This window comes from Sorangium sp. So ce1153 (assembly GCF_051521595.1).
In the GTDB taxonomy this organism is placed as follows: Bacteria; Myxococcota_A; Polyangia; order Polyangiales; family Polyangiaceae; genus Sorangium.
Map to the genome: position 1 here is coordinate 2,142,580 of NZ_CP150361.1, position 25,774 is coordinate 2,168,353.

Annotated in this window: 2 protein-coding genes; both read left to right on the forward strand. The window is 69.4% G+C overall.

Annotation, left to right across the window (positions count from 1 at the left end; all coding sequences use genetic code 11):
• The first annotated feature begins 214 nt into the window (after window positions 1-214).
• On the forward strand, window positions 215-9,775 hold the full coding sequence (locus tag WME85_RS07465) for an SDR family NAD(P)-dependent oxidoreductase (RefSeq protein ID WP_437836517.1): 9,561 nt from the start codon (window positions 215-217) through the stop codon (window positions 9,773-9,775).
• On the forward strand, window positions 9,775-25,761 hold the full coding sequence (locus tag WME85_RS07470) for an SDR family NAD(P)-dependent oxidoreductase (RefSeq protein ID WP_437836519.1): 15,987 nt from the start codon (window positions 9,775-9,777) through the stop codon (window positions 25,759-25,761). Before WME85_RS07465 ends, WME85_RS07470 begins: the two co-directional genes overlap by 1 nt.
• Window positions 25,762-25,774: the final 13 nt, after the last annotated feature.

Genomic DNA, 25,774 nt, shown 5'->3' on the forward strand with positions numbered 1-25,774 from the left:
GGTGGCGCTCGAGGAGCTCCTGGCAAGTCCTTTCGCGCAGTTGGCCTTCGTGAGCACGACGCGCGCGAGCGCGCTGAAAGGGATCGAGTTCGGCCGCGAGCGCCTGCGGCGACTCGCGACGACATTGCCCTCGTTGGCGCAGGTGCTGTCAACGCGCGAAATGGTTGCGCCGCTCACAGAGGCGCGCAATCTTTCAGCCTCCGGGAATTGAAGCATGACGACCATCAACGGCACATCGGCTTCACACGGCGCCCGGTTCATCGACGAACGAGCAGAGCGCACGCTCCACCGGCTCATGAGCGGAGTGTTGTGCGCGCAGCTGCGATCGCTCGGGTTGTTCGCCGCTCCATCTCTGGAATCCTGGAAAGAGCGCTTCGCGCTCCCCCGGCCTCGCGACCGCTGGATCGATGAGAGCCTGCGGGCATTGCAGGAGGACGGCGTCGTGGCGGCCGTGGAGGGCCGCTGGACCGTGACCGACCCCGCGCTGGAGGACGGCGCGGACGTGTGGGCGAATTGGGAGGCCCATACGCGCGAGGCGCTGAGCGATCCTCGAGTACGGCTGCTGGACGTCATGCTGCGGGCGCTGCCGGAGGTCCTCACGGGACGGCAGCGCGCCACGGACGTTCTCTTTCCGGATGGCTCGATGCACCTTGTGGAAGGCGTTTACGGCGATCGGGCGGCGGACGCGTTGAACGCGACGGTGGCCGACGTCGTCGAGGCGTTCGTGAACGCACGACTCCGTGTGGAGCCTGGAGCGCGCGTCCGCATCCTGGAGATCGGAGCGGGCACTGGCGGCACGAGCGAGGGAGTGCTCGCGCGTCTCGAGCCGTGCGCGGGGGCCGTCGAGGAATACTGCTTCACGGACGTGTCACGAGCCTTCCTGGTGCATGCCCAGGACCATTACGCACGGCGCCATCCCTGTCTGAAGACCGCGATCTTCGACGTCGAGCGGCCGCTCGCCGACCAGGGTATTGCCGCTGGCCGCTACGACGTGATCATCGCTGCGAACGTGCTGCACGCGACGAAGAACGTTCGCGTGAGCCTGCGAAACGCGAAGGCGGCACTGCAAGGCAACGGCGTTCTGGTGCTGAATGAGCTCAGCGGTCGCAGCCTCTTCGCGCACCTCACGTTCGGGCTCCTGGACCGCTGGTGGAACTACGAGGACGAGGCGCTGCGCCTGTCCGGGACTCCAGCCCTGACGTTCGATGGCTGGCGGCGAGCGCTGCGCGCGGAGGGCTTCCACTCGATCATCTGCGTCGCTCAGGGGGAAGGCCAACAGATCATCGCGGCGCAGAGCGACGGCGTCATCCGTCAGCCCTTGCGTCGGACCTGGTCGGCAGCGGCGACGGACGCAAAAGAGACCGCGCCCGGCGGTGGGGAGGGCGCGCCACGCCCGGTGCGAGCGGGCGGCATCGCCGTTCCCCCGAGCCGTGGCGACGCGGCGGGAGAGGACGCGGCTCGCGCGCACATCGAGCGGACGCTGCTCGAGCAGCTGAGCGACACCTTACGAATGGAGCGCGCCGCGCTCGATGCGGATCGGTCCTTTGCCGATTACGGGCTCGATTCGATCATGGGCGTCCGCACGACGGAGGGGATCAACAAGGCGCTGTCGATCAACCTGACCAGCACGAGCATGTTCGACCACCCGAGCATCAGGAAGCTCGCGGCGCACATCTTGGCGGAGTATCGCGACGTCGTCACGGCGCAGCTCGTACGGCGGCCGAGCGATCCGGAGCGAGCGAGCGCCATGAACGGCGCGCCGGACGCGAGGGCGGCCGCGGAGCTCGCGTCCGAGGCGACAGCGAGGCCCGCGGAGCGCTCCGCGGGGGTCGAAGAGAAGGCGCTGCACGACCATGTGCGGCGCACGCTGCTCGAGCAGCTGAGCGCCACGTTGAAGATGGATCGAGACGCGATCGACCCGGGCCGGTCCTTCGCGGATTACGGGCTCGACTCGATCATGGGCGTGCGTACGACGGAGGCGGTCAACGCGGCGCTCTCGATCAAGCTCACCAGCACGAGCGTGTTCGACCATCCGACCATCGACAAGCTCGCGGCGCACATCGTGACGACGTTCGGCGATGTCCTCGCGGCTGCGCCCTCCCGCGGCGGGGCCGCGCCCGAGGCGCAGCCGCTGCCGCCGACGCGCGCGGCGGTGAGTCCGCCCGCGCCGTTCAGCCCGGTGCCGACGCCTGCGCGTCCGCCCAGCAGCGCAGGCACGTCCGCACCCTCCTCCGGGCGAGAGCCGATCGCCATCGTCGGCATGAGCGCCCGGTTCGCGCGTGCGGATAGCGTGCAGGAGCTCTGGAAGCATCTCGCGGAAGGCGCGGATCTCACCGAGCCGGTCACGCGCTGGGATCTCGCGCGCGAGTACGCCGCCGCGAACATCGAGAACGGCTGCCAGCGCGGAGGATTCCTCGGGGATATCGACGCATTCGATCCCCTGTTCTTCAACATCTCCGGCGTCGAAGCGACGTACATGGATCCGCAGCAGCGCCTGTTCCTCCAGGAGAGCTGGAGGGCGCTGGAGGACGCCGGCTATGCGGGCCCGAGCATCGAGGGCCGCCGATGTGGCGTGTACGTGGGGTTCAACGGGGGAGACTATCCGCAGCTCTTCATGGGCCTGCCGCCTCGTCCGGACGCGATGCTGGGCAGCGCGTCGTCCATTCTGTCGGCGCGCATCGCCTACTTCCTCGACCTGAAGGGACCGGCGATGACCATCGACGCGGCGTGCTCCAGCTCGCTGGTGACAATGCACCTGGCCTGCCAGGCGTTGCGTGGCGGCGAGATCGACCTGGCGCTGGCCGGCGGCGTCTACGTCCAGTGCACGCCGAGCTTCTACGTGCTGGCGTCCGTCACGGGGATGCTCTCGCCGCGGGGACATTGCCACACGTTCGACGATCGCGCCGACGGCTTCGTTCCGGGGGAAGGCGTCGGCGCGGTGGTGCTGAAGCGCCTGAGCGACGCCATCACCGACGGCGACCACGTGTACGCGGTGATCCGCGGCTCCGCCATCAACCAGGACGGAGCGACCAACGGCATCACCGCACCGAGCGCGCTGTCACAGGAGCGCCTGGAACGTGAGGTGTACGAGACCTTCGGGATCCACCCCGAAGAGATCGAGATGGTGGAAGCGCACGGCACCGGAACGAAGCTCGGCGATCCCATCGAATACCAGGCGCTCACGAGGGCGTTCCGGAAGTTCACCGCCAAGAAGCGCTTCTGCGCGATCGGCTCGATCAAGACGAACATCGGCCACACGACGGCGGCAGCGGGCCTGGCTGGCGCGATCAAGTGCGTCCTCGCCCTGCAGCATCGACGCATCCCGCCGTCCCTCCACTTCGAGCGGGGCAACTCCCACATCGATTTCGACGACAGTCCTTTCTATGTGAACACGAGCCTCAGGCCGTGGGAGACGCCGCCCGGTCGTCGCCGCTGCGCGGCCGTGAGCTCGTTTGGCATGAGCGGCACGAACGCTCACATGGTCCTCGAGGAGGCTCCGCCCATCGCGCGCACGCATCGCGAGCTGCCCGCCTATCTCGTCGTGCTCTCGGCGCGTACCGCCGAGCAGCTCAGAGAGCAAGCCGAGCGGCTGCTGCGTCACTGCGAGGAGAGCCCGACGCTCGACGGCGGCAGCGTGAGCTACACGCTGCTGGTCGGGCGCAAGCACTTCGAGCATCGGCTCGCGTGCGTTGCCCGTGAGTTGCCCGACCTCGCCTCTGCCCTGAGGGAGTGGCTCAACACCAGCAACCGCGGCGGCCTTCGTTCGATACGGCTCCGCGAAGGCAGGGTCGCTCGCGAGTTCGTCGAGCAACCCATGCTGCGGGAGGTGGCGGACGGACTGCTCGGGAAGCTCGCCACGCTGGAGCAGGACCCCGAACGATACCAGCAAGCCCTCGCGGCGCTCGCCGATCTCCATTGCCAAGGCTACTCGCTCGACTGGCGGGCGCTCTACGGCGCTCATCCTCCGCGGCGTGTTCCGCTTCCGGGGTATCCATTCGCGAAGGAGCGGTACTGGGTGGCAGCGCCGAGAGCGGCGGCGCCGGCGGCGGATCGCGAGGCGGGGCGTCCTCACGGCGTCGCGAGCCGCGGCGGCGTCCAGCCCCACGACGAAGGGCAAAGGCCTGCTCAGCAGCCCTCGTCGCCGGTCGGCGGCGCCGAACGAGAGGAAGGCGTCGAGCGCTTCCTCTTCTCCGAGGAGTGGCAGCCGAGCCCCCTCGAGCGGCGCGCCGCGAGCGCGGCGGCGTCCTGCAGCCTGGTCGTGATCTCGCGGGACCGGCAGCATGGCGAGCAGCTGCTCGCGGCGCTCCGCGCGCGGGATCCCGGCGTGCAGGGCGAGGTCGTCGAGCTGCCCGCGAGCGCCGATGGCGCCGGCGCGGCGTCCACGCTCGCCGAGAGCTTCCGCCGCGTCGTCGACCTGCGGGGCCGGATCGACGCGGTGTGGTGCTCCTGGGCGCTCGAACCCACGGGCCGCCTGGACGATCACGCGCCGATCGTCCAGCTGATCCAGGGTCTGGCGAGCGCGCGCGTCCGCGAAGCGACCGTGTTGCTCGCGGCCGAGTGTGCATCGCCGGTCGAGCGGTGCCACGCCGAGTCCTGGATCGGCTACGAGCGCTCGCTGAAGCACGTGCTTCCGCGCGTCCGACTCGCCGTCATCCATGAGCAGAAGTACGTCGACGGCGCGAACGATGCCGCGCAATCCGACGCTCGCGATCCGCTCATGCGCTGGGCGAACCGGCTCTGGGACGAGCTTCACGGCGAGAGGATCGAGAGCGCGCTCTACGTCGGGCAGCGGCGGCACGTCCTGCGCGTGACGCCGATCGAGAGCGCGCCGATGGAGGAGCCGCCGCTCCGCGCGGGCGGTACCTACTTGATCACGGGGGGTCTGGGAGGGCTCGGTTACCTCTTCGCGAGGCACCTGGCCGAACGTTACGCGGCGCACCTGATCCTCGTCGGCCGTTCACCCATGGATGCGGCGAAAGAGGAACGGATCCAGGCGCTCCGTGCGCTCGGCGGGGAGGCCGTCTACATTGCCACGGACGTCGCGGATCGGGAACAGCTCCGCGCGGCGCTGGACGAAGGGCAGGAACGGTTCGGGCGTCTGCGTGGCGTCATCCACGCGGCTGGCGTCGCTACGGGCGACAACGTCCTGAGCAAGGATGTCCGCCGCTTCGAGGAGGTGCTTGCGGCGAAGGTCGCCGGCACCCTGGCGCTGCACGACGTGTGCGGGGCTCTGTCGCCGGACTTCCTCTGCCACTTCTCGTCGGTCTCCGCCGTCCTCGGCGACGTGGGCTCCTGCGATTACGCCGTCGGGAGCCGTTTCGAGCTGGCGCACGCGAAGTACGTATCCGGCAGGGCGGTGGCGCTGTGCTGGCCGCTCTGGGCCGACGGCGGAATGCGGTTCGGCGACGGGGAAGCGACGCAGCTGTACCTGAAGTCGACCGGGCAGGAGGCGTTGCGCGCCGCGGACGGCGTCGAGGTCTTCGAGCAGGTCCTCGCGCAATACTGGGGCGGCGGGCCGAACCATGCGGTGGTCCTTTCCGGCCGGAAGAGCCGCGTGCATCGCATGTTGGGACTGACGCCGCCCGCCGGTGAGAGCGAGCGCTCGGAGCCGGCCGCGCCCAGGCCCGACCAGCGACGTCCCGAGCTCGTGGGCTTGACCGTCGAGGATTGCGTGCTCTGGGAGCTGCGCGAGATCTCGAGCGAGATGCTGGGGGTCCCGCGAGAGAGGCTGGACGCGGGGAGCAACCTGGCGGAGTTCGGGTTCGATTCGATCCGGCTGGCGGACTTCGCGACGAGGCTGTCCAGGAAATACGGCGTGGAGATCACTCCGGCGATCTTCTTCAGCCACAACAATCTCTCCACGCTGGCCGAACACCTGGTCAGCGCTTACGGCGAGGTTCTTCGAGGGGTCTACGGCGGCGGCGAGGCGAACCGACCGGCCGCGCCTGCGCCGGCGATCGACGCGCGCGCGCACGGATCTCCGCAGCCGGCGCCGGTCGCCGCCCGGGCCCCGAGATCGCGTCCGGAGCTCCTCGGCCTGAGCCTCGAGGAGTGCGCGCTCTGGGAGCTGCGGGACCTGCTCAGCGCCGCGGTCGAGCTGCCGCGCGAGAAGCTGGACACCCACGGCAACCTCGCCGAGTTCGGGCTCGACTCGATCAAGCTCGCGGAGTTCGCGGGGCGACTGTCGCAGCACTACGCGCTCGATATCACTCCTGCGGTCTTCTTCAGCCAGAACAGCCTGGCGAAGCTGAGCGAGCACCTCGTCGGCACGTACGGCGAGCACCTGCGCCGCTTCTACGGGGAGAGCGGAGATGACCGAGCGGGTACGCCGGCTCCGGCGACGACCGTCGTCCCCAGCGTGACACCGGAGCCCGCGCCGCCGCCGTCCCCGGCCGCGGCGCGCGCGACGGACGGCCCAGAGCCGATCGCGATTGTCGGCATGAGCGGCCGCTTTCCGGGCGCACGTACGGTCGAGGAGCTGTGGGACATCTTGGCGTCCGGCCGGGAGGTGGTCGAGGAGATCCCGCTCGATCGCTTCGACTGGAGCGCGATCTACGAGCCGGTGAGCGGCTCTCCCGTGCCGACGAAGACGAACAGCAAGTGGATGGGCGTCATGCCCGGCGCCGACGAGTTCGACCCGCTGTTCTTCGAGATCTCGCCGCGTGAAGCGCTGTCGATGGATCCCCGGCAACGACTCTTGCTGCAAGAAGCGTATCGCGCGCTGGAGGACGCGGGCTACGCAGCCGCGCAGCTCGGTCGCGACATCATCGGAGTGTTCGTGGGTGTGGAGCAGGGCGATTATCAGGACCTGCTCTCCGACGACGGCGTCGAGGGCACGATCGCGTCGAGCCACGAGGGGATCCTCGCCGCGCGACTGTCGTATTTCCTGAACCTGCGGGGGCCCGTCCTCGCGCTGAACACCGCCTGCTCGTCGGGGCTGGTCGCGGCGCACCAGGCGTGCATGAGCCTGCGAGCACGAGAATGCGACGTGGCGATCGCCGCGGGCGTGAACCTGGTGGCGACACCGTACAACTACGTCGGGATGAGCCAGGCCGGCATGCTCTCGCCGGACGGCAAGTGCTACGCGTTCGATCGGCGCGCGAACGGCATCGTGGCCGGCGAGGCGGTGGTGGCCGTCGTCCTCAGGCGGCTGTCGCAGGCTCGCGCGGACGGCGATCCGATCTACGCGGTCATCCGTGGCAGCGGCATCAACTACGACGGAAAGACGAACGGAATCACGGCCCCGAGCGGCACGGCTCAAACGGAGCTGATCGAGGGCGTCCACCGGCGGGCGGGGATCGATCCGGCCGCCATCGAATACATCGTCACGCACGGGACGGGGACGCGGCTCGGAGACCCGGTCGAGATCAGCGCGCTCACGGACGCATTCAAGGGGGTCCGGCACGAGGAGGCGTTCTGCGCGCTGACGTCGACGAAGACGAACGTGGGCCACACGTTCGCGGCGTCGGGGCTGGTGAGCCTCGTCAGTCTGGTGCAGGCGCTGCGCCACGAGACGATCCCGGCGAGCCTGCACTGCGAGCAGCTGAGCGATTACGTCGATTGGAGCCGGAGCCCGTTCTTCGTGAACACGCGAAACAAGGCGTGGCGGAAGCGGCCCGACCGACCGCGGCTCGGCGCGGTGAGCGCGTTCGGCTTGAGCGGGACGAACGCGCACATGGTGGTGGAAGGCGATGACGCGCCGGAGGCTCTTGCGTCGCGATCGCCGACCGCGCCGTACTTCCTGCTGGCGTTGTCGGCCAAGACGGAAGAGGCGCTGCTGCAGCGCACGCGCGATCTGGTCGACCTCCTGAAGAATGGAACATCGGCGTGGGACGCTCCGGCCTTGGCCTCGCTGAGCTACACGCTCCTGAACCACCGGCAGCACTTCCATCACCGGTGCGCCGTCGTGATCGCCGATCGGGCACAGGCGATCGCCGTGCTGGAGAGGGCGAGCAGCGGCGAAACCCACGCGGCGCTCCTGCGTGGAAAGGTGGCGAAGGAGTTCGTCGAGCAGCCGGCCCTGAAGCGCTACGTCCAGAATCTGCTGGCGACGCTGCCTGCGCAGGGCGGCGATCAGCAGGCCTACCGGGAATCCCTCGCGGCGCTCGCGGACGTGTACTGCCAGGGATATCAGCTCGACTGGCAGAAGCTGTACGGCGACGTTCGACCAACGCGCGTGCGGGTTCCGACGTACCCGTTCGCCAGGAGGCGGTACTGGATCCAGCCGACGCCGCGCACGCCCGCGGCCGTGACGGTCACGCAGCAAGCGACGAGCAGCGACAGGAGCGACGCGCCGCGAGCGGGCAGCCCGCTCGTCGGGTTGCGTCGATTGGTCCGGGTCTGGGAGCCGGTCGAGGCCTTGGAGGAAGCGCCTCCTCGGGCCTTCGCCGGCGAAGGCGAGGGGACGCTGGTCATCGGTGGCGACGAGGGCGAAAGGGAGGCCATCCGTGCTCGCCATCCGCGAGCGGTGTTCTCCGACATCGCGCCGGACGACCATCCGTCCGCGATCGCCGATCGACTGAAGATGATGCGGGCGATCGAGCACGTCCTCTGGATCGCGCCTCGCGCGCCGATGACGGAGCCCGACGCGCTCGTCGATGCCCAGCAGCGCGGCGTGCTCCACGGATTCCGGATCATCAAGGCGCTGCTCGCGTCCGGCCACGCAGCGTCCGCGCTCGCCTGGACGGTCGTGACGTACCGAACGCAGGCGGTGCATCGGACGGGCGAGGTGGAACCGAGCCACGCGGGCATTCACGGCTTGATCGGCGCGATGGCCAAGGAATACCCGGGCTGGAGCGTCCGGCTGCTCGACTTCGAGGGCGACGCGGACTGGAAGACGAGCCGGTGGTTCGAGGTGCCGCCGGATCAGCGCGCGCGGTGCTGGGCTCGCCGCGGCGGACAGTGGCATCGCGCTCAGCTCGTCGATGCCCAGCCGGTCGACGCAGCCGCGAGCAGCGCGTACCGGCGAGGAGGCGTCTACGTGGTGATCGGCGGCGCCGGCTACGTGGGCGCCGCCTTTAGCGAGTGGGTCGTCCGCCGGTACCAGGCGAAGGTGATCTGGCTCGGCCGACGTGAGAAGGACGCGGCGATCCAGGCCAAGATCGATCGCGTGGCCACGTTCGGCCCGGCGCCGGAGTACATCTCGGCGGACGCGGCCGACCGGGAGTCGCTCGAGCGCGCGCACGCGCAGATCAAGCGCTCCCATCCGCAGATCGACGGGCTCGTCCTGTCCTCGGCCCAGCTCCAGCCTCGCCTGTTGACGGAGATGGATGAACCGCAGTTCACACAGGACCTGCGGGCGAAGGTGGACGCCAGCGTGCGCGCGCTGCAGGTGTTCGGCGACGGACGATTGCCGCTCGTGCTGTTCTTCTCGTCCCTGATCTCCTTCATCAGGAACCCTCGGCAGAGCGCGTACGCGGCGGGCTGCGCGTTCGCCGACGCGTTCGCCCATGCCCTGTCGCGCCGAGCGGAGCCCGTCGCGGCGGCCATCAAGGTGATGAACTGGGGGTACTGGGACAACCCGGCCAACGACGGCCTGGACGAGTTCGCCCGGATGAAGCGCATGGGGATCGGCGCGATCACGGTCGAGGAGGCGATGCCCGCGCTGGACAGCCTGATCGCCGGACCGCTCGATCAGATGGGCTTCATCAAACTGACCAAGCCGCTGGTCATCGAGGGCATGGACCGGAAGAGCGTGCTGACCGTGCACCGTGAGCGGCCCGCCACGAACATGGAACGGATGAAGGCGCGAATGACGCAACTGAGGAGCGTCTGATGACGACTTCGAGCACCGACGCCGACCGGGGCGCGCTGCGAATGGAAAAGGCGCTGGCGCAGCTGATCTTCGTTCAGCTTCGCCGCCTGGGTCTGCTCGCTGACGCGACCTTGTCCCTGGAAGAGCAGAAGAGGCGCCTCCAGCCTCTCTACGGGCGCTGGCTCGAAGAGAGCGTGCGCGTGCTGGTGCGCCACGGTCACCTTCGAGGCGAAGGCGGCGGCTACACGGTCGTCGACGCGCCGGACGCCGGAGCGGCCTGGGAGGCCTGGGAGGCAGCGAAATCGGAGCAGCTGAAGGATCCCGAGCTGCACGCGCAGGTGAAGCTGCTCGACGCGATGGTGAGCGCGCTCCCCGACATCCTGGTCGGCAAGCGGCTGGCCACGGACGTGCTCTTCGCGGACGCATCGATGGAGCACGTCGGAGACGTCTATCGAGGGAGCACGTACGTCGATCACTTCAACGCCGTGGTCGCCGAAGGCGTCCTGGCGTACGTCGAGGATCAGCTCGAGAGAGCGCGCGAGGCTGGCGGCGACGTGGAGCCGATCCGCATCCTGGAGATCGGCGCCGGGACCGGCGGGACGAGCGCGATCGTCTTCGACAGGCTGAAGCCGCATACGCGCTCCATCGAAGAGTATTGCTACACGGACATCTCGAAGGCGTTCCTCCTCCACGCCGAGCAGCGATACCGCGCTCGGGCGCCGTACCTGAAGTGTCGGTTGCTCAACATCGAGAATCCGCCCGAGGAGCAGGGGTTCGGAGGCGGGACGTACGACGTCGTGATCGCCACAAACGTGCTGCACGCGACGCGCAGCATCCGGACGACGCTGCGGAACACGAAGGTGCTCTTGCGGCGGAACGGCCTCATCTTCCTCAACGAGATGAGCAACACGAAGAGCGATCTCTTCACGCACCTCACGTTCGGGCTGACGAAGGGCTGGTGGCTCTTCGAGGACGACGAGCTCCGGGTGCCGGGGACGCCTGCGCTGTTGCCGCAGACGTGGCGCAAGGTCCTCGAGGCCGAGGGGTTCGGCGACGTGTGCTTTCCGGCGGAGGCCGACCACGCGTCCGGCCACCAGGTGATCGTCGCGCAGAGCGACGGCGTCGTGCGACAGCCGGTCGGGCCGCGAGGGAAGCCCCGGGGATCGGCGCAGGCGCGGGTGACCGAGCCCGAGCCGGCGGCCTCCAGCGTGGACGAGCAGGCGCTCCTGGCGCACGTCCAGCAGCGATTGCTCGAGCGTGTCTGCGAGTCGCTGCAGCTCGAGGACAGCGAAGTGGACTTCGACGTGGCGCTGGCCGACTACGGAATGGATTCCATCATCGGAATCAAGTTCGTGAAGGCGGTGAACGAGTCGCTGTCCATCGACCTCGAGACGACGGTCATCTTCGACTACAGCTCGCTCTCCCAGCTCGCCGGGCATATCCTGTCCCGGTATCGCGATCGGCTCACCGGAGCGCCCTCGACCGGAGCCGGCGCGCCGGCGCGCCCGGAGCGCCTCGCCGGGGCGGAGCCTAAGCGCCCGGCGACGGCAGCGCCACGGGCGCGAGCAAGCTCGCCCGGAGGGGCCGTCACCGAGCAGGCGCTCAGGGCGCGCGTGCAGCAGCGGTTGCTCGAGCGCGTCTGCGAATCGCTGCAGCTCGAGGCGGGCGAAGTGGACTTCGACGTGGCGCTCGCGGACTACGGGATGGATTCCATCATCGGAATCAAGTTCGTGAAAGCCGTCAACGAGTCGCTCTCGATCGAACTCGAGACGACGGTCATCTTCGATTACAGCTCGCTCTCGCAGCTGGCGGACCACATCGTGTCTCGTTATCGCGAGGTCCTGGCGGCTCCTCCGTCGGCTGACACCGCCGAACCGGTCGCTGCGGAGGCTCCGGTCGCCGCGGGGGCTCCGGTCGCCGCTGAGGCTCCGGTCGCCGGCGCCCGACTGGCGCCCGCGGGCGGCAAGGGGCCGATCGCGATCATCGGCGTCTCGGGACGGTTCGCCCGGTCTCGTGACCTGGAGGAGCTCTGGGAGCACCTGGCCCGCGGCGACGATCTGATCGAGACCGCCGCGAACGCCGCGTATCCGTACGGCAGCTTCCTGCAGGGTATCGACGAGTTCGATCCGCTCTTCTTCAACATCTCCGGGGTCGAAGCGACCTACATGGATCCCAAGCAGAGGATCTTCCTCGAAGAGGCGTGGAAGGCGCTGGAGGACGCGGGGTACGCCGGGGTGAACCTCGAGGGCCGTCTCTGCGGCGTGTACGTGGGCTGCGAGCCGGGGGATTACAAATATCTCTTCGGCGGATCGGCGCCAGCGCAGGCCATGTGGGGCAACGCGAACTCCGTGTTGCCCGCGCGCGTATCGTACTACCTGGATCTGCAAGGTCCGGCGATCGCGGTCGACACGGCGTGCTCGAGCTCGCTCGTGGCAGCGCACCTCGCGTGCCAGGCGCTGTGGGGGCGCGAGACCGACATCGCTCTGGCGGGCGGAGTGTCGCTCGGCTGCATGCCAGATTCGTACGGGGGGCCGGCTGCGGCGGGCATGCTGTCGCCGACCGGGCGTTGCCACACATTCGATGCTCGCGCGGACGGCTTCGTGCCGGGCGAGGGGGCGGGCGCGGTGGTCCTGAAGCGGCTCGAAGACGCGATCGCAGACGACGATCGCATCCATGGCGTGATCCGGGCTTCGGGCATCAACCAGGACGGCGCCACGAACGGGATCACGGCGCCAAGCGCGAGGTCCCAGGAGCGTTTGGAGCGGCGCGTGTACGAGACGTTCGGCGTCGATCCGGCGCGCATCGAGATGGTCGAGGCGCACGGGACGGGCACGGTGCTCGGCGATCCGATCGAGTTTTCCGCGTTGACGCGGGCGTTCCGTGAGCACACGGACAAGAAGCAGTACTGCGCGATCGGTTCCATCAAGACGAACCTGGGCCACGCGCTCGCGGCGTCCGGGATGGCTGGCCTCTTCAAGATCCTGCTGTCGTTCAAGCACCGGAAGATCCCGCCGTCGCTCCACTATCGCGAGGGCAACGCGCACATCGATTTCACGAACAGCCCGTTCTTCGTCAACACGACGCTGAAGGAGTGGCCGGCCCGGCGCGACGCCGATGGCGCTCCGTTGCCCCGGTGCGCGGCGATCAGCGCTTTCGGAATGAGCGGGACGAACGCGCACATGGTGCTCGAGAGCTACGAGCCGCGACCCGACGAGCGCCCGCGAGAGACCGGTGCGCCGTATCACCTGCTCGCGCTGTCGGCGAAGACCGAGGCGGCGTTGCAGCGGCGCGCGCGCGACCTCGTCGACCTGCTGCTGGACGAGCGGCGAGCGTGGGATGGCCAGGCGCTCTCCGCGCTCTCGTACACGCTGCTCGCGTACCGGCCGCACTTCGAGCATCGGTCGGCGGTCGTGGCCGCGGACCGCGAGGAGGCGATCGCCTCGCTCGAGCGCGTCGCGGCAGGCGGGGAGCACCCCGCCGTCGCGCGGGGCTTCGTTGCCCGTGGCTTCGCGGCGCAGCCGGCGCTCGTCCAGGATGCCCACGAGCGGCTCGAAAGGCTCGCCTCGGAGCGCCACGACCCGAACCGTTGCCGGACGTCGCTCGCGGCGATCGCCGAGCTCTATTGTCAGGGGTATTCGCTCGACTGGTCCCTTCAGTACGGCGGGCGTCCGCCCCGGCGGATCGCGCTGCCTGCGTACCCCTTCGCCCGAGAGCGATACTGGGTGGAGGTCGCCGGCGGCGACGCGTCACACCGGTGGTTCACTTCCCCCTCGACCGCGCTGCACCCGCTGGCTCAGCGGAACACGTCCACTCTGGGGCAGCAGCGTTTCTCGACGACGCTGAGCGGCGACGAGTTCTTCCTGCGAGACCATCGGGTCCAGGGCAAGCCCGTGGTCCCGGGCGTGGTCTACCTGGAGATGGCGCGCGCGGCGGTGATGGTCTGGCGCGAGACGGAGCACCAGGGCTCGGCACGCCTGCACCTGAAGGGCGTCGTCTGGAGGCGGCCTCTCGTCGTGAGCGCGCCCGAAGAGGTTCATGTCCGCTTGCGCGCCGCGGGCGACGCGGAGATCGATTTTGAAATTTCCACGGTCTCCCCCGTGGACGCAGAGACCGTGGTTCACGTCCAAGGCCGGGCCGTGTTGACGGACGAGCGCACCTCGGCCTCCATCGACGTGGAGGCGCTGCGGGCGACGTGCACGCGGCTCGTACCGATCGAGCGGTTCTACGCGCTGGGGGACTCCAGCGGCGTGGCCCTGGGCCCGGCGCATCGCAGCGTGACGTCGATGCACGTGGGCGTCGACGTCGAAGGTCGACGCTGCGTGCTGGCGGAGGTCACTCTGCCCGACTGCGTCGCCAAGGGCTCACGGTCGTACGTCCTGCACCCGAGCGTCCTCGACGGCGCGCTGCAAGCGTCGATCGGCATTGCGCTCGCCGAGACCGATCTGGGAGGCGAGCATGCCTCCGTTCGACCGCTCCTGCCGTTCGCCCTGGAGATACTGGAGATCCTCGACCGCAGCCCCTCGAAGGCGATCGTGCGTGTGCAGGCGAGCGCGACGGGCGCCACCCGCGACCTTCGAAGGCTCGACGTCGACATCTGCGATGAGGCGGGCAAGGTCTGCGTCCGCATGCGGAACTTCACGTTCCGCTCGCTGGAAGGAGCGCCCGAGAGCCCGGCGCTTCCCGTGCTGCGACGGAGCGCAGCCACGGCAGAAGGTGAGTCGTTCGTCGGGCAGCTCTCGGGAGACGAGTTCTTCCTCCGTGACCACGACCAGCTGCTCCCCGGAGTGGTCCATCTCGAAATGGCGCGCGCCTCCGCCGCCATGTCGCGCGGAAGGTCAGTCTCGGCGATCAAGAACGTGGTGTGGCTGGACGTGCTGAGGGTCTCGGCGGGCGCCCGCACCTTGCAGATCGCGCTCTCGGCGGAGCCCGATGCAACGACGTTCAAGGTCATCGCGGGCGACGCGCTCACGCCGACCAAGGTCTTCGCGCAAGGCACGGTGCTCTTCGACCGGGGCTCCGAGGCTCCTCGCGTGGATCTCGATGCGCTGCGAGCGCGGTGCACGAAGAAGCTCGACGGGGTCGAGTGCGACCGGATCATCGGCGCAGCCCACGGCCCGAGCATGCGGCCGATCGAGTGGCTGTCGCATGACGACCGCGAAGGCCTGGCCCGGCTGACGTTGCCTGCCGGCCTGGGAGAGGCGAACGTCGGCTGCGTTCTCCATCCGAGCGTCATGCACGGCGCGGTGACCGCGGCGATCGCGCTCGGGATGATCCAGGACGGGCGGCCCTCGCAACTCCGCTTTCCCTACGCGCTCGAGCAGGTGTGGATCCATTCGCGCACGCCGGACGTCGCTTACGTGTACGTCCGGGAGAGCGCCGACAGCCGCGGGGAGAAGGTCCGGAAGTACGACCTCGATATCGTGGACGAGAGCGGTCGATGCGCGGTCGCGCTTCGAGGGTTCACCGCGGTGGCCGCCGACGTCGCGCGTCCGCGGAGCGGGGCCGAGCAGATCGTCTACGCTGCGCCGAGCTGGGAGACGCGCGCCCTGCCGGCGCAGGCGGACGCGGCCGCCGTCCGCGAGCCGCCGGTGTTCGTCCTCGCGACGCCGGACGTCGAGCTCGCTGGCGCGCTCAAGGCGCGGTGGACCGGCGCGACGGTGGAGGAGCTCCGCGCGATCGGCTCGGACCGAGCCGCGGATATCGAAGCGAACTTCCTTCGCGTCCTGGAGCTCGTGAAGCGCCGCATCCAGGGCACGCCGCGGCGCGTTCAGCCGTTCTGCGTGCTCGTCGAGGACAGCGCAGACGCGTACGTGCACGGCGCGTTCGCCGGGCTCTTGAAGACCGCGCGGATGGAATGCTCGAATCTGCTCTGCAAAGTCGTCCGCCATGCGCCCGGGAGCGCCACGCGGGAGGCGTTGCTCGACCGACTTCGCGCGGAGCTCGACGGGGCGAGCGACGAGGTCGAGATCCGGTATCGAAACGGCGCTCGCGAGGCCCGGAGCCTCCGCGAGCTCACGCTCGACGTCCATCGTGGCGCTGCCGAGGCGGTGCGGGCCGGAAGCGTCGTGTGGATCACCGGCGGCCTGGGCGGCCTGGGCAGGATCCTCGCCCGTCACTTCGGGGCGACGCCGGGCGTGACCATCGTGCTCAGCGGGCGCTCCGAGCCGCAGGGGAGCGCTCGGGACGCGCTCGACGCCTTGCGAGAGCAGGGCATCGACGCGCACCATCGTGTCTGCGACGTCTCCCATCGAAGGCAGGTCCGTGAGCTCGTCGAGGGCATCCAGCAGCGTTGGGGCCGGCTGTCGGGGATCATCCACTGCGCGGGCGTGACGCGGGACGCGTACCTCGTCGACAAGACCGTCGAGGACGCGCGAGCCGTCCTGGCACCGAAGGTGGCCGGGGTGCTGGCGCTCGACGACGCGACGCGGGACGTCGCGCTGGATTTCCTCGTGCTGTTCTCGTCGCTGTCCTCCGGCGGGAATCCGGGCCAGGGGGATTACGCCGGCGCCAACTCCTTCCTCGATGAGTTCGCGCACCATCGCAACGAGCGCGTCGCTCGTGGCGAACGCAGCGGCCACACGCTCTCGATGAACTGGCCGCTCTGGCGCGAAGGGGGGATGCACGTCGGCTCCGCGACGCAGGAGCTGAACGAGCGCGTCCTGGGCTTGCGTGGACTCGATACGCGAGCCGGGCTCCAGGCGCTCGTCGCGGCGCTCGTCGAGAAGCACACCCAGGTCCTGGTCGCGCCCGGAGAGCCCGAGAAGGTGCGAGCCATGCTGCTGCGCGCTCCGACCCGTCCGGCGACGCCGAGCGCGCCGGCGCCGCGGTCCGTTGCTGCGGCTCCCGCCGAGCGCGCGCAAGACCGGCCCGCGCTGGATCGCGTCGTTCAAGAGCTGGTCGCCGCGGCGAGCACGCTCTTGAAGCTCGACGTGCGCTCGATCGATCCTCGGCTGGAGTTCTCGCGGTTCGGCTTCGACTCCATCATGTTCACGGAGTTCACGAACCATTTGAACAAGCACTACGGGCTCGAGCTGATGCCGACGGTGTTCTTCGAGCGCTCGACGATCGAGCTCCTCGGCGAGTACCTGGTCGAGCATCACGAGCGGCAGCTGCGGGCGAAATGGGGAACCCGCCGACCCGCGCCCGCGCGAGCGCCGCGGAACGCGGGTGACGAGCAGCTCGACAGGCGTGATTCCCTCGCCGAGAGCCGCGGCGAGGCGGCCGCTCGGGCACGCGAGCCGGCGCACGCCGAGCGAGAGCCGATCGCGGTCGTCGGCATGAGCGGGCGATTCCCGGGCTCGGCCAGCGTGCGTGAGCTCTGGGAGAACGTAGCTCAGAACCGCGATCTGATCCGCGAGGTGCCGGCCGATCGATGGGACTGGCGCGAGCTTTACGGTGACCCGAGGACAGATCCCGGGAAGACCCGCGTGACGTCGGCCGGATTCATGGCAGACGTCGACTGCTTCGATCCGCTGTTCTTCGGGATCTCTCCGGCCCAGGCGGAGGCGATGGATCCGCAACATCGGCTCCTCCTCGAGGCCGTCTGGGCTTGCATCGAGGACGCGGGCCACGCACCGAGCAGCCTCTCCGGCAGCAGGATCGGCGTCTTCATCGGAATCTCCACGCTGGATTACAAGAGCCTGCTCGAGCGATCTCATGGGACGGGCGCGATCCAGGGCCTGTTCCACTTCATGGTCGCGAACCGCGTCTCGTACGTGCTGAACCTGCATGGCCCGAGCGAGCCGATCGACACGGCCTGCTCGAGCTCGCTCGTGGCCATCCATCGCGCGGTCCGTTGCCTCCGGTCGGGAGAGTGCGACGCGGCGCTCGTGGGCGGCGTCAACGTGATCGCCAGCCCGGAGATCACGCTGGGCGCCAGCCAGGCCGGCATGCTCAGCGAGGACGGCCGCTGCAAGAGCTTCGACCGCAGCGCGGACGGCTACGGCCGCGGCGAAGGTGTCGCCGCCCTCTTCCTCAAGCCGCTCGCGCGCGCCGAGGCAGATGGAGACCACGTCTACGGCCTGATCCGCGGGAGCGCGGAGAATCACGGCGGCAAGGCGACGTCGCCGACCGCTCCGAACCCTCTAGCTCAGCAGCAGCTCATCGTCGCGGCGTACGACGACGCCGGCGTCGATGTGCGCACCGTCGGGTACATCGAGGCGCACGGTACGGGTACGGCGTTGGGCGATCCGGTGGAGCTCAATGGCCTCAAGGGCGCGTTCGCACAGCTGTATGCCGCTCGCGGGAGCGAGGCCGCCGCCGAACCGCATTGTGGCGTCGGCTCGCTGAAGACGAACATCGGGCACCTCGAGGCCGCCGCCGGTATCGCCGGGGTCATCAAGGTTCTGATGATGCTCCGGTACGGCGAGATACCGGGCAACGTTCATCTGAAAGAGCCCAATCCCTACATCCGGCTCGAGGGGAGCCCATTCTACCTCGTCCGCGAGACGCGCGACTGGCCCGAGCTTCGGGATCGCGAGGGCCGCGCGGCGCCGCGTCGAGCAGGGGTGAGCAGCTTCGGAGTCGGCGGAGCGAACGCGCACGTGGTGCTCGAGCAGTATGTCGCGCCCGCGAGGGAAGCGTCACGCGCGCCCGCCGAGGAGCGTCCGGCGCTGATCGTGCTGTCGGCGCGAGACGACGATCGGCTCCGGGAGCAAGCGCGGCAGCTGCTGAGAGAGGTCGCGGATCGCCCTTACACGGACGGCGATCTCACGGATATCGCCCATACCTTGCAGCTCGGGCGAGACGCGATGGAGCACCGGCTGGCGTTCACGGCCGTCAGCGTCGCACAGCTGCGCGAGCGGCTCTCGGCGTTCCTGGAGGGCAAGGCTGCCGCCTTCGGACTTCACCACGGCGCGGCGAAGCGTAACAAAGAGTCACTCTCGAGCCTGGCGGGCGACGAAGACTTCGCGGAGACGGTCGACAGGTGGATCCAGCGAGGGAAGTACGGCCAGGTGCTCGAGCTCTGGGTCAAGGGCGTGAACATCGACTGGAGACGCCTGCACTGCTCGGACGACGCCCGGCGAGTGAGCCTGCCGACGTATCCTTTCGTCCGAGAGCGATACTGGGTCGAAGCGACCGCCGGTGGTCCGTCCGCCGCGACGACGGCGGGCGCGGTGCTGCATCCGCTGGTGCAGCGAAACACCTCCGACCTCGGCGGGCTGCGCTTCAGCGCCGACTTCAGCGGCGACGAGCCTTTCCTTCGCGACCACGTAGTACGGGGACAGAAGGTGCTGCCCGCCGTCGCGTATCTGGAGATGGCGCGCGAGGCGGTCACACAGTCGCTGGGGGACGCTGTGCCCGACGGAGCGGGCCTGGAGATGAGGGACGTGGTCTGGCTGCGGCCCTTGGCCGTCGGCGAAGGCCTGTCCGCACACGTGCGCCTGCACCCGGAGGGCGACACGGAGATCCGCTTCGAGGTCTACACGCGCCCATCGAACGGGTCGGAGGCGGACGTCACCGTCCACGCCGAAGGCCGGGTCCTGCTGATGGACGCCGCGAGCACGACCGCGGAGCGGATGGATCTGGCGGCCCTCGCCACGATGGCCACGCAATCAATCGGGGTAGAGGCTGTCCATGAGGCAATTGCCGCGGCGGGCATCGAGTTCGGTCCCGCGCATCGCGGCCTTTCGCGTTTGCATGTGGGAGCGCGCCCCGACGGGGAACCCTTCGTCCTGGCGCGCGTGGAGATGCCTGCTTCCGTCCGTGAGACAGCATCGGAATATCACCTGCACCCGAGCGTGCTGGACGGCGCTCTCCAGGCATCCATCGGGCTGGCCTCGGCGGGCGACGAGGCTCGCGCTGACGGGGCCGCGTCGCGGCTGTCGCTCCCGTTCGCGCTCGAGAAGATGGTAATCTTCGACCGCACGCCGGCGGTGACGATCGTATGCGTGCGGCCGAGCGACGGGGCCGCCGAGGGCAATGTCACCCGCACGGACATCGACGTATGTGACGAGTCGGGTCGGGTATGCGTCCGGCTGAAGGGGTTCACGTCACGCGTCGTGGAGGCGGAGCCTGCGGAGAGCGACATCTCGCTCTTCCGGCCGGAGTGGGAGAGCGCGGACGCGGCGGCCGAGCCGCGGCCGGCGTACGGCGAGCGATGGGTGTGCGTCGATGAGAGCTACCGGGAGCAGGTCGCGGCGCTGCGATCGCGGCATCCCGAGGTGAGCTGGGACATCCTGCTGCGCACGCGCGAAGACGATGACGATGAATGGTGCGCCGAGCCGCTCATGACGATGAGCGAGCAGTTGCTCGCGCGCGTGCGTGGCCTGCTCGCCGCGAACCCCTCGCGGCCTGTCTTGACGCAAGTCGTCGTGAACGAGGCGAGCGGGGGAGGAGCGCTGCGCGCGATCGGCGGGCTGCTCCGGAGCGCGCGGCTGGAAAATCCGCTGTTCCACGGCCAGGTCATCGGCTTGCCCGCGCAGGCGCCGGCCGAGCTGCTCGAGCAGGCGCTCGCAGCGAGCGCGCGACGAGCCGCGACCGGCGATACCGAGGTGCGTCACGCCGCGGGCCGGCGCGAGATCCTGAGCCTGAAGCCCGTCCCCGAGAGCCGCAGCGCGGTGACGACCCTGCCGTGGAAGACCGGCGGCGTGTACCTGATCACCGGCGGCGCCGGGGCGCTCGGACGGCTGTTTGCGAAGGAGATCGCGAGCCGCGTGGACGATGCCCGGCTCGTCCTCGTGGGGCGTTCGTCGCCATCGAGCGAGCTGGACGAGCAGATCCGCGAGCTCGCGCAGGAGGGCCGCGGGACGCAGGTGCGGTACCGCGCCGTCGACGTGGCGAACGCGGCGGCAGCGCAGAGCTGCGTCGACTGGATCCGAGCGCAGTACGGGCGCCTCGACGGCGTAATTCACAGCGCGGGGCTGATCAGGGATAGCTTCCTGATCAAGAAGACAGCGGAGGAGCTCCGAGCTGTCCTCGGGCCGAAGGTCCTCGGGGCCGTGAACCTGGATCGGGCCACGCGCGACAGCGCGCTGGATTTCCTCGTGCTGTTCTCCTCGGGAGCCGGCGCGACCGGCAACGTTGGGCAGAGCGACTATGCGACGGCCAACGCGTTTCTCGATCGGTTCGCGGCCCATCGCAACGAGCTGGTGAAACAGGGCCGCCGCCGAGGTCGCACGTTGTCGATCAGCTGGCCGCTCTGGGCCGAAGGCGCGATGAGCGCAGGCGAAGCCACCCTCGAGGCGATGCGTCGCCGGGGCCTCGTGCCGCTCAGCTCTGCAGCGGGCATCGAGGCGTTCTATCGCGCATGGCGCACGGGCGAGCCGCAGGTCGTCGTCGTGGCCGGGCAGCTCGAGGCGGAGGAGGCGCCGGTCGCGAGGGCCGCCGAGCCGATCGTCGTCGAGGCCGCGTGGGAGGGCGCCGACCTGCGTCAAGGTGCGGTTCTCTACCTGAAGCGCCTCCTGGCCACCGCCCTCAAGATGCCGCTGGATCGGATCGATCCCGCTGCGGACCTCGAGCAGTACGGCTTCGACTCGATCCTGGCGCTCCGGATGGTCAGCGAGCTTGAAGCGAGCTTCGGACCGCTCCCCAGGACATTGATGTTCCAGTACCGGAACATCGACGCGCTCGCGGAGCACTTCCTCGCGAGCCACGGCGACGCGCTGCGATCGAAGCTGACGTCGACCAGGCCCGTCGCGGCGAGCTCCACCCCGATCCGGCGGGCCGAGGCGTCGAAGGCGCTCCCGCTCGCGACCGCGAAACCCCCTCGCGAGCGCGCGTCGAGCCCGGCGCTGCGGCCGTCTCGCGCGCGAGAGACCGCGGCGCTCGACATCGCGATCATCGGCGTCGCGGGGCGGTATCCGCAGGCGAGGAACGTGCAGGAGTACTGGGCGAACCTGAAGGCGGGCAAGGACTGCATCACCGAGATCCCCGCGGCGCGCTGGGACCACGGCGAGCACTACGATCCCCAGAAGGGAAAGCTCGGCAAGACGTACAGCAAGTGGGGTGGATTCATCGACGGCGTCGATGAGTTCGATCCGCTCTTCTTCAACATCTCACCGCAGGAAGCGACGTACATCGACCCGCAGGAGCGCTTGTTCCTTCAATGCGTGTACCAGACGCTCGAGGACGCGGGCTACACGCGGGAAGCGCTGGTGCGCGGCCGCGGCCCGGATCGCGCGGGCGACGTCGGCGTGTTCGTCGGCGTGATGTACGAGGAGTACCAGCTGTACGGGGCCCAGGCGCAGATCGTGGGGCAGCCGTACGCCCTCCCCGGGAGCCCCGCTTCGATCGCGAACCGGGTGTCGTATTTCTGCAATTTCCACGGCCCCAGCATGGCAGTGGACACGATGTGCTCGAGCTCGCTGACGGCGATTCACCTCGCGTGCGAGTCGCTCCAGCGCGGTGAGTGCGAGGTGGCGATCGCCGGCGGCGTCAACGTCTCCGTCCACCCGAACAAGTACCTGATGCTGGCGCAGGGGCAGTTCGTCTCGACCGACGGGCGATGCAAGAGCTTCGGGCAGGGAGGAGACGGGTACGTGCCTGGCGAGGGCGTCGGCGCCGTACTGCTGAAGCGCCTGGAGCGCGCCGTGGCCGATCGCGACCACATCTACGGCGTGATCAAGGCCACGAGAGTCAATCACGGAGGGAAGACGAACGGCTACACGGTGCCGAACCCCGCCGCGCAGGCGCAGGTCATCGCGCGCGCGCTCGAGCAGTCGCGCGTGAACCCGCGCGCGATCAGCTACATCGAAGCGCACGGGACCGGGACGAGCCTGGGCGATCCGATCGAGATCAGCGGACTGACACAGGCGTTCGCGCCCTTCACGAACGACACGCAGTTCTGCGCGATCGGCTCGGCGAAATCGAACATCGGGCACCTCGAGAGCGCGGCCGGCATCGCCGCTCTCACGAAGGTGCTGCTGCAGATGCAGCACCGGACGCTCGCGCCGAGCTTGCACGCGGAGGTCCTCAATCCGCACATCGACTTCACGCGCACGCCGTTCCGCGTCCAGCAGACCTGCGAGGAGTGGAAGCGTCCGACAATCGAGGTCGAAGGGGTGCAGAGCGAGCACCCCCGGACCGCGGGCATCTCCTCGTTCGGCGCTGGCGGCTCGAACGCCCATCTGATCGTGGCGGAGTACAGCGCCGAAGGCGCCTCCGAGCCGGCGAGCGTCGCGGTCACGTCCGAGCGCCCGGCCCTGATCGTCCTGTCGGCGAGGACCGAGGAGCGCCTCCAGGCGCGAGCGAAGCAGCTGCTCGATGGTTTGCGCAGCGACGCGTACGCCGAAGGAGACCTCGGGCGCATCGCGTACACGTTGCAGACAGGGCGTGACGCGCTAGAGGTTCGGCTCGCGTTCACCGCCGTCACCCTCGACGAGCTGCGCGCGAAGTTGACCGGCTTCGTGGAAGGCAAGGCCGCGAGCGGGGAGATCCCGGACTGCTACGTGGGGCACGCGAAGCAGCAGCGCGAGGCGCTCGCGGCGTTCACGGCAGACGAAGATATCCAGGAAGCCATCCGCAAGTGGGTGGCGCGCGGGAAGTACTCCAGGCTGCTGGAGCTCTGGGTCAAGGGCTTCTCGTTCTCCTGGAGCTCGCTCTACGACTCCACGCCGGGACGTATCTCGCTACCGGCGTATCCGTTCTCGGCAGAGCGATACTGGATCGAAACGCCGGCGCGAAAGGATCGAGGTGCGGTGACCGGGGCCGCGTTGCATCCCTTGTTGCACGCCAACACCTCGCGGCTCTCCGGGCAGCGCTTCAGCTCGACGTTCACGGGCGGGGAGTTCTTCTTCGCGGATCACGTCGTTCAGGGGCGACGGATCTTGCCTGGCGTCGCCGCTCTGGAGATGGCGCTGACAGCGGCAGAGCGGTCGGTCGACGCACCGGCCGAGCGCTCGATCGTGATCCGCGACGCGGCCTGGCTGCAGCCGATCGCGATCGGTGATGAAGCGCTGACCGTTCACCTCGCTCTCTACCCGCGAGAGGCGGGGGAGCTCGAGTACTCGATCTACTCCGGCGAGGGTGAGGGAGAGCGGAACGTCTACGCGCGGGGCCGTGTGGCGATCGAGCCGACGAGCGTCGCGTCCGTGACCGACGTGAGCGCGCTGGAGGCGCGCTGCTCACGGCGGATTCCGGGGGCGCAGTGCTACGAGCTGTTCGACGCGCTCGGGATCGCCTATGGCACCTCGTTCCGCGCGATCGACTGCGTGTACGCAGGCGAGGGCGAGGCGCTCGCGAAGCTGCGGCTGCCGGAGCCCTTGGCAAGGGCGGCGGGCGACTACGTCCTGCACCCGAGCTTGATGGACGCAGCGATCCAGGCGTCGATCGGCGCCGTCCTGAGCGAGCCCGACGACGCGAAGGAAACGCCGAAGCCGACGCTGCTCTTCGCCCTGGACTCGCTCACGGTCCTACAGCGGTGCACGGAGCAGGCCTGGGCCTGGATCCGTCGCACGGAGTCGACCGAAGGGACGATTCGCAAGCTCGACGTCGACCTCTACACGGGCCAGGGCACGCTGTGCGCGCGCCTTCGTGGGCTCGCATTCCGCGTGCTGTCGGACGCCGCTCGCAGCTCCACCGCGCGTGGGGACGCTCGACCCGCCGACGGCGCCAGCGGAGAGCTGATGCTCGCGCCGCGGTGGGAGGCGGCCTACGCGCCCGGCTCGCATGCCTGGCCCGAGGCGGGCGACTCCGTCGTTTGGATCGGGATGGGGTCGACGGAGCGTCGAGCGCTCGAGCAGCGCTATCCGAGCGGGCGTGCGCTCGACATCCCAGCGGCCGAGACGGCCCAGGGCATCGCCGAGCGTCTGTCGGCTGCGGGGTCGCTCAGCCACGTCTTCTGGATGGCGCCTCGTGCGGAGCGGGACGAGCCGCACGCGGCGGTCGTGAGCGGCCTGCGTCTGCTCCAAGGGCTCCTGCGCGCCGGCTACGCCGAGAAGGACCTCGGGCTCACCGTCGTGACGCGGCAGGCGCACGGCATCGGGCGAGTCGAGTCGGGCGATCCCGAGCAGGCCGCCGTGCACGGGCTGGTAGGCTCCGTGGCCAAGGAGCAGCCGCGCTGGCGGATCCGGATGGTGGACGTCTCCGAGGAAGGAGCGTGGCCGCTCGACGAGATCCTGACCATGCCCGCCGACCACCGCGGCAACGCGTGGGCGCATCGCGGAGGAGAGTGGTATCGAGAGCAGTGGCTCCCCTGTGAACGCGCGCAGCAAGACGTTCCGTCGCGCTTCCGGCGCGGCGGGGTCTACGTCGTCCTCGGGGGGGCCGGCCGGCTGGGAGAAGCCCTCAGCGAGTATCTGATCCGCACCTACGGAGCGCGGATGGTCTGGATCGGACGGCGCGCGCTGGACGCCGACATCGAGGCGAAGCTCGACCGGCTCGGGCGCCTGGGGCCGGCGCCGATGTACGTGAGTGCGGATGCCGCCGACGTCGAGGCGCTGGCGCGCGCGTATCGACAGATCAAGGCGCGGCACGGCGCGATCCACGGGCTGATCCACTCGACGCTGGTGATGTCGGGGAGCGACGTGGCGCACATGGACGAGCAGCGGTTCGCGGCGGGGCTCGGCGCGAAGGCCGACGTGAGCGCGGGCATGGCCCGGGTGTTCGCGGAGGAGCCGCTCGACTTCGTGCTGTTCTACTCGTCGATCGAGTCGTTCGAGAGGAGCCCGCGGCAGAGCAACTACGCGGCGGGGAGCGTGTTCAACGACGCGTTCGCGCGGCGCCTGTCGAAGGAATGGGCGCGCCCGGTCAAGATCATGAACTGGGGCTATTGGGGCGGCGGTCCGATCCCGGACGCCCTGCAGAACTGGCTCGACGAGGCCGGCTTCGCGCTCATCGAGCCCGACCGCGCGATGTCGGCGATCGAGGATCTCCTCGCCGGTCCGTTCACGCAGCTGGCGTTCGTCCGCACGACGCGAGCGCGTGCCCTGAAAGGGATTGAGCTCGGCAACGAGCGCGTGCAGCATGTCGCGACGTCGTTGCCTCCGCTCGCGCAGGTCCTCGCGTCGCAGGCGCGAGCGCTTCGTCGGCCAAGAGAGCCTACGCCCGCCAGCTCGCCTCTTCGCTGAAGGGCTGAACGAC

What these genes read in the sequence shown, in the direction of transcription:
- WME85_RS07465 (WP_437836517.1), top strand. Translation starts at nt 215, where the DNA reads ATGACGACCATCAACGGCACATCGGCTTCACACGGCGCCCGGTTCATC.
- WME85_RS07470 (WP_437836519.1), top strand. Translation starts at nt 9,775, where the DNA reads ATGACGACTTCGAGCACCGACGCCGACCGGGGCGCGCTGCGAATGGAA.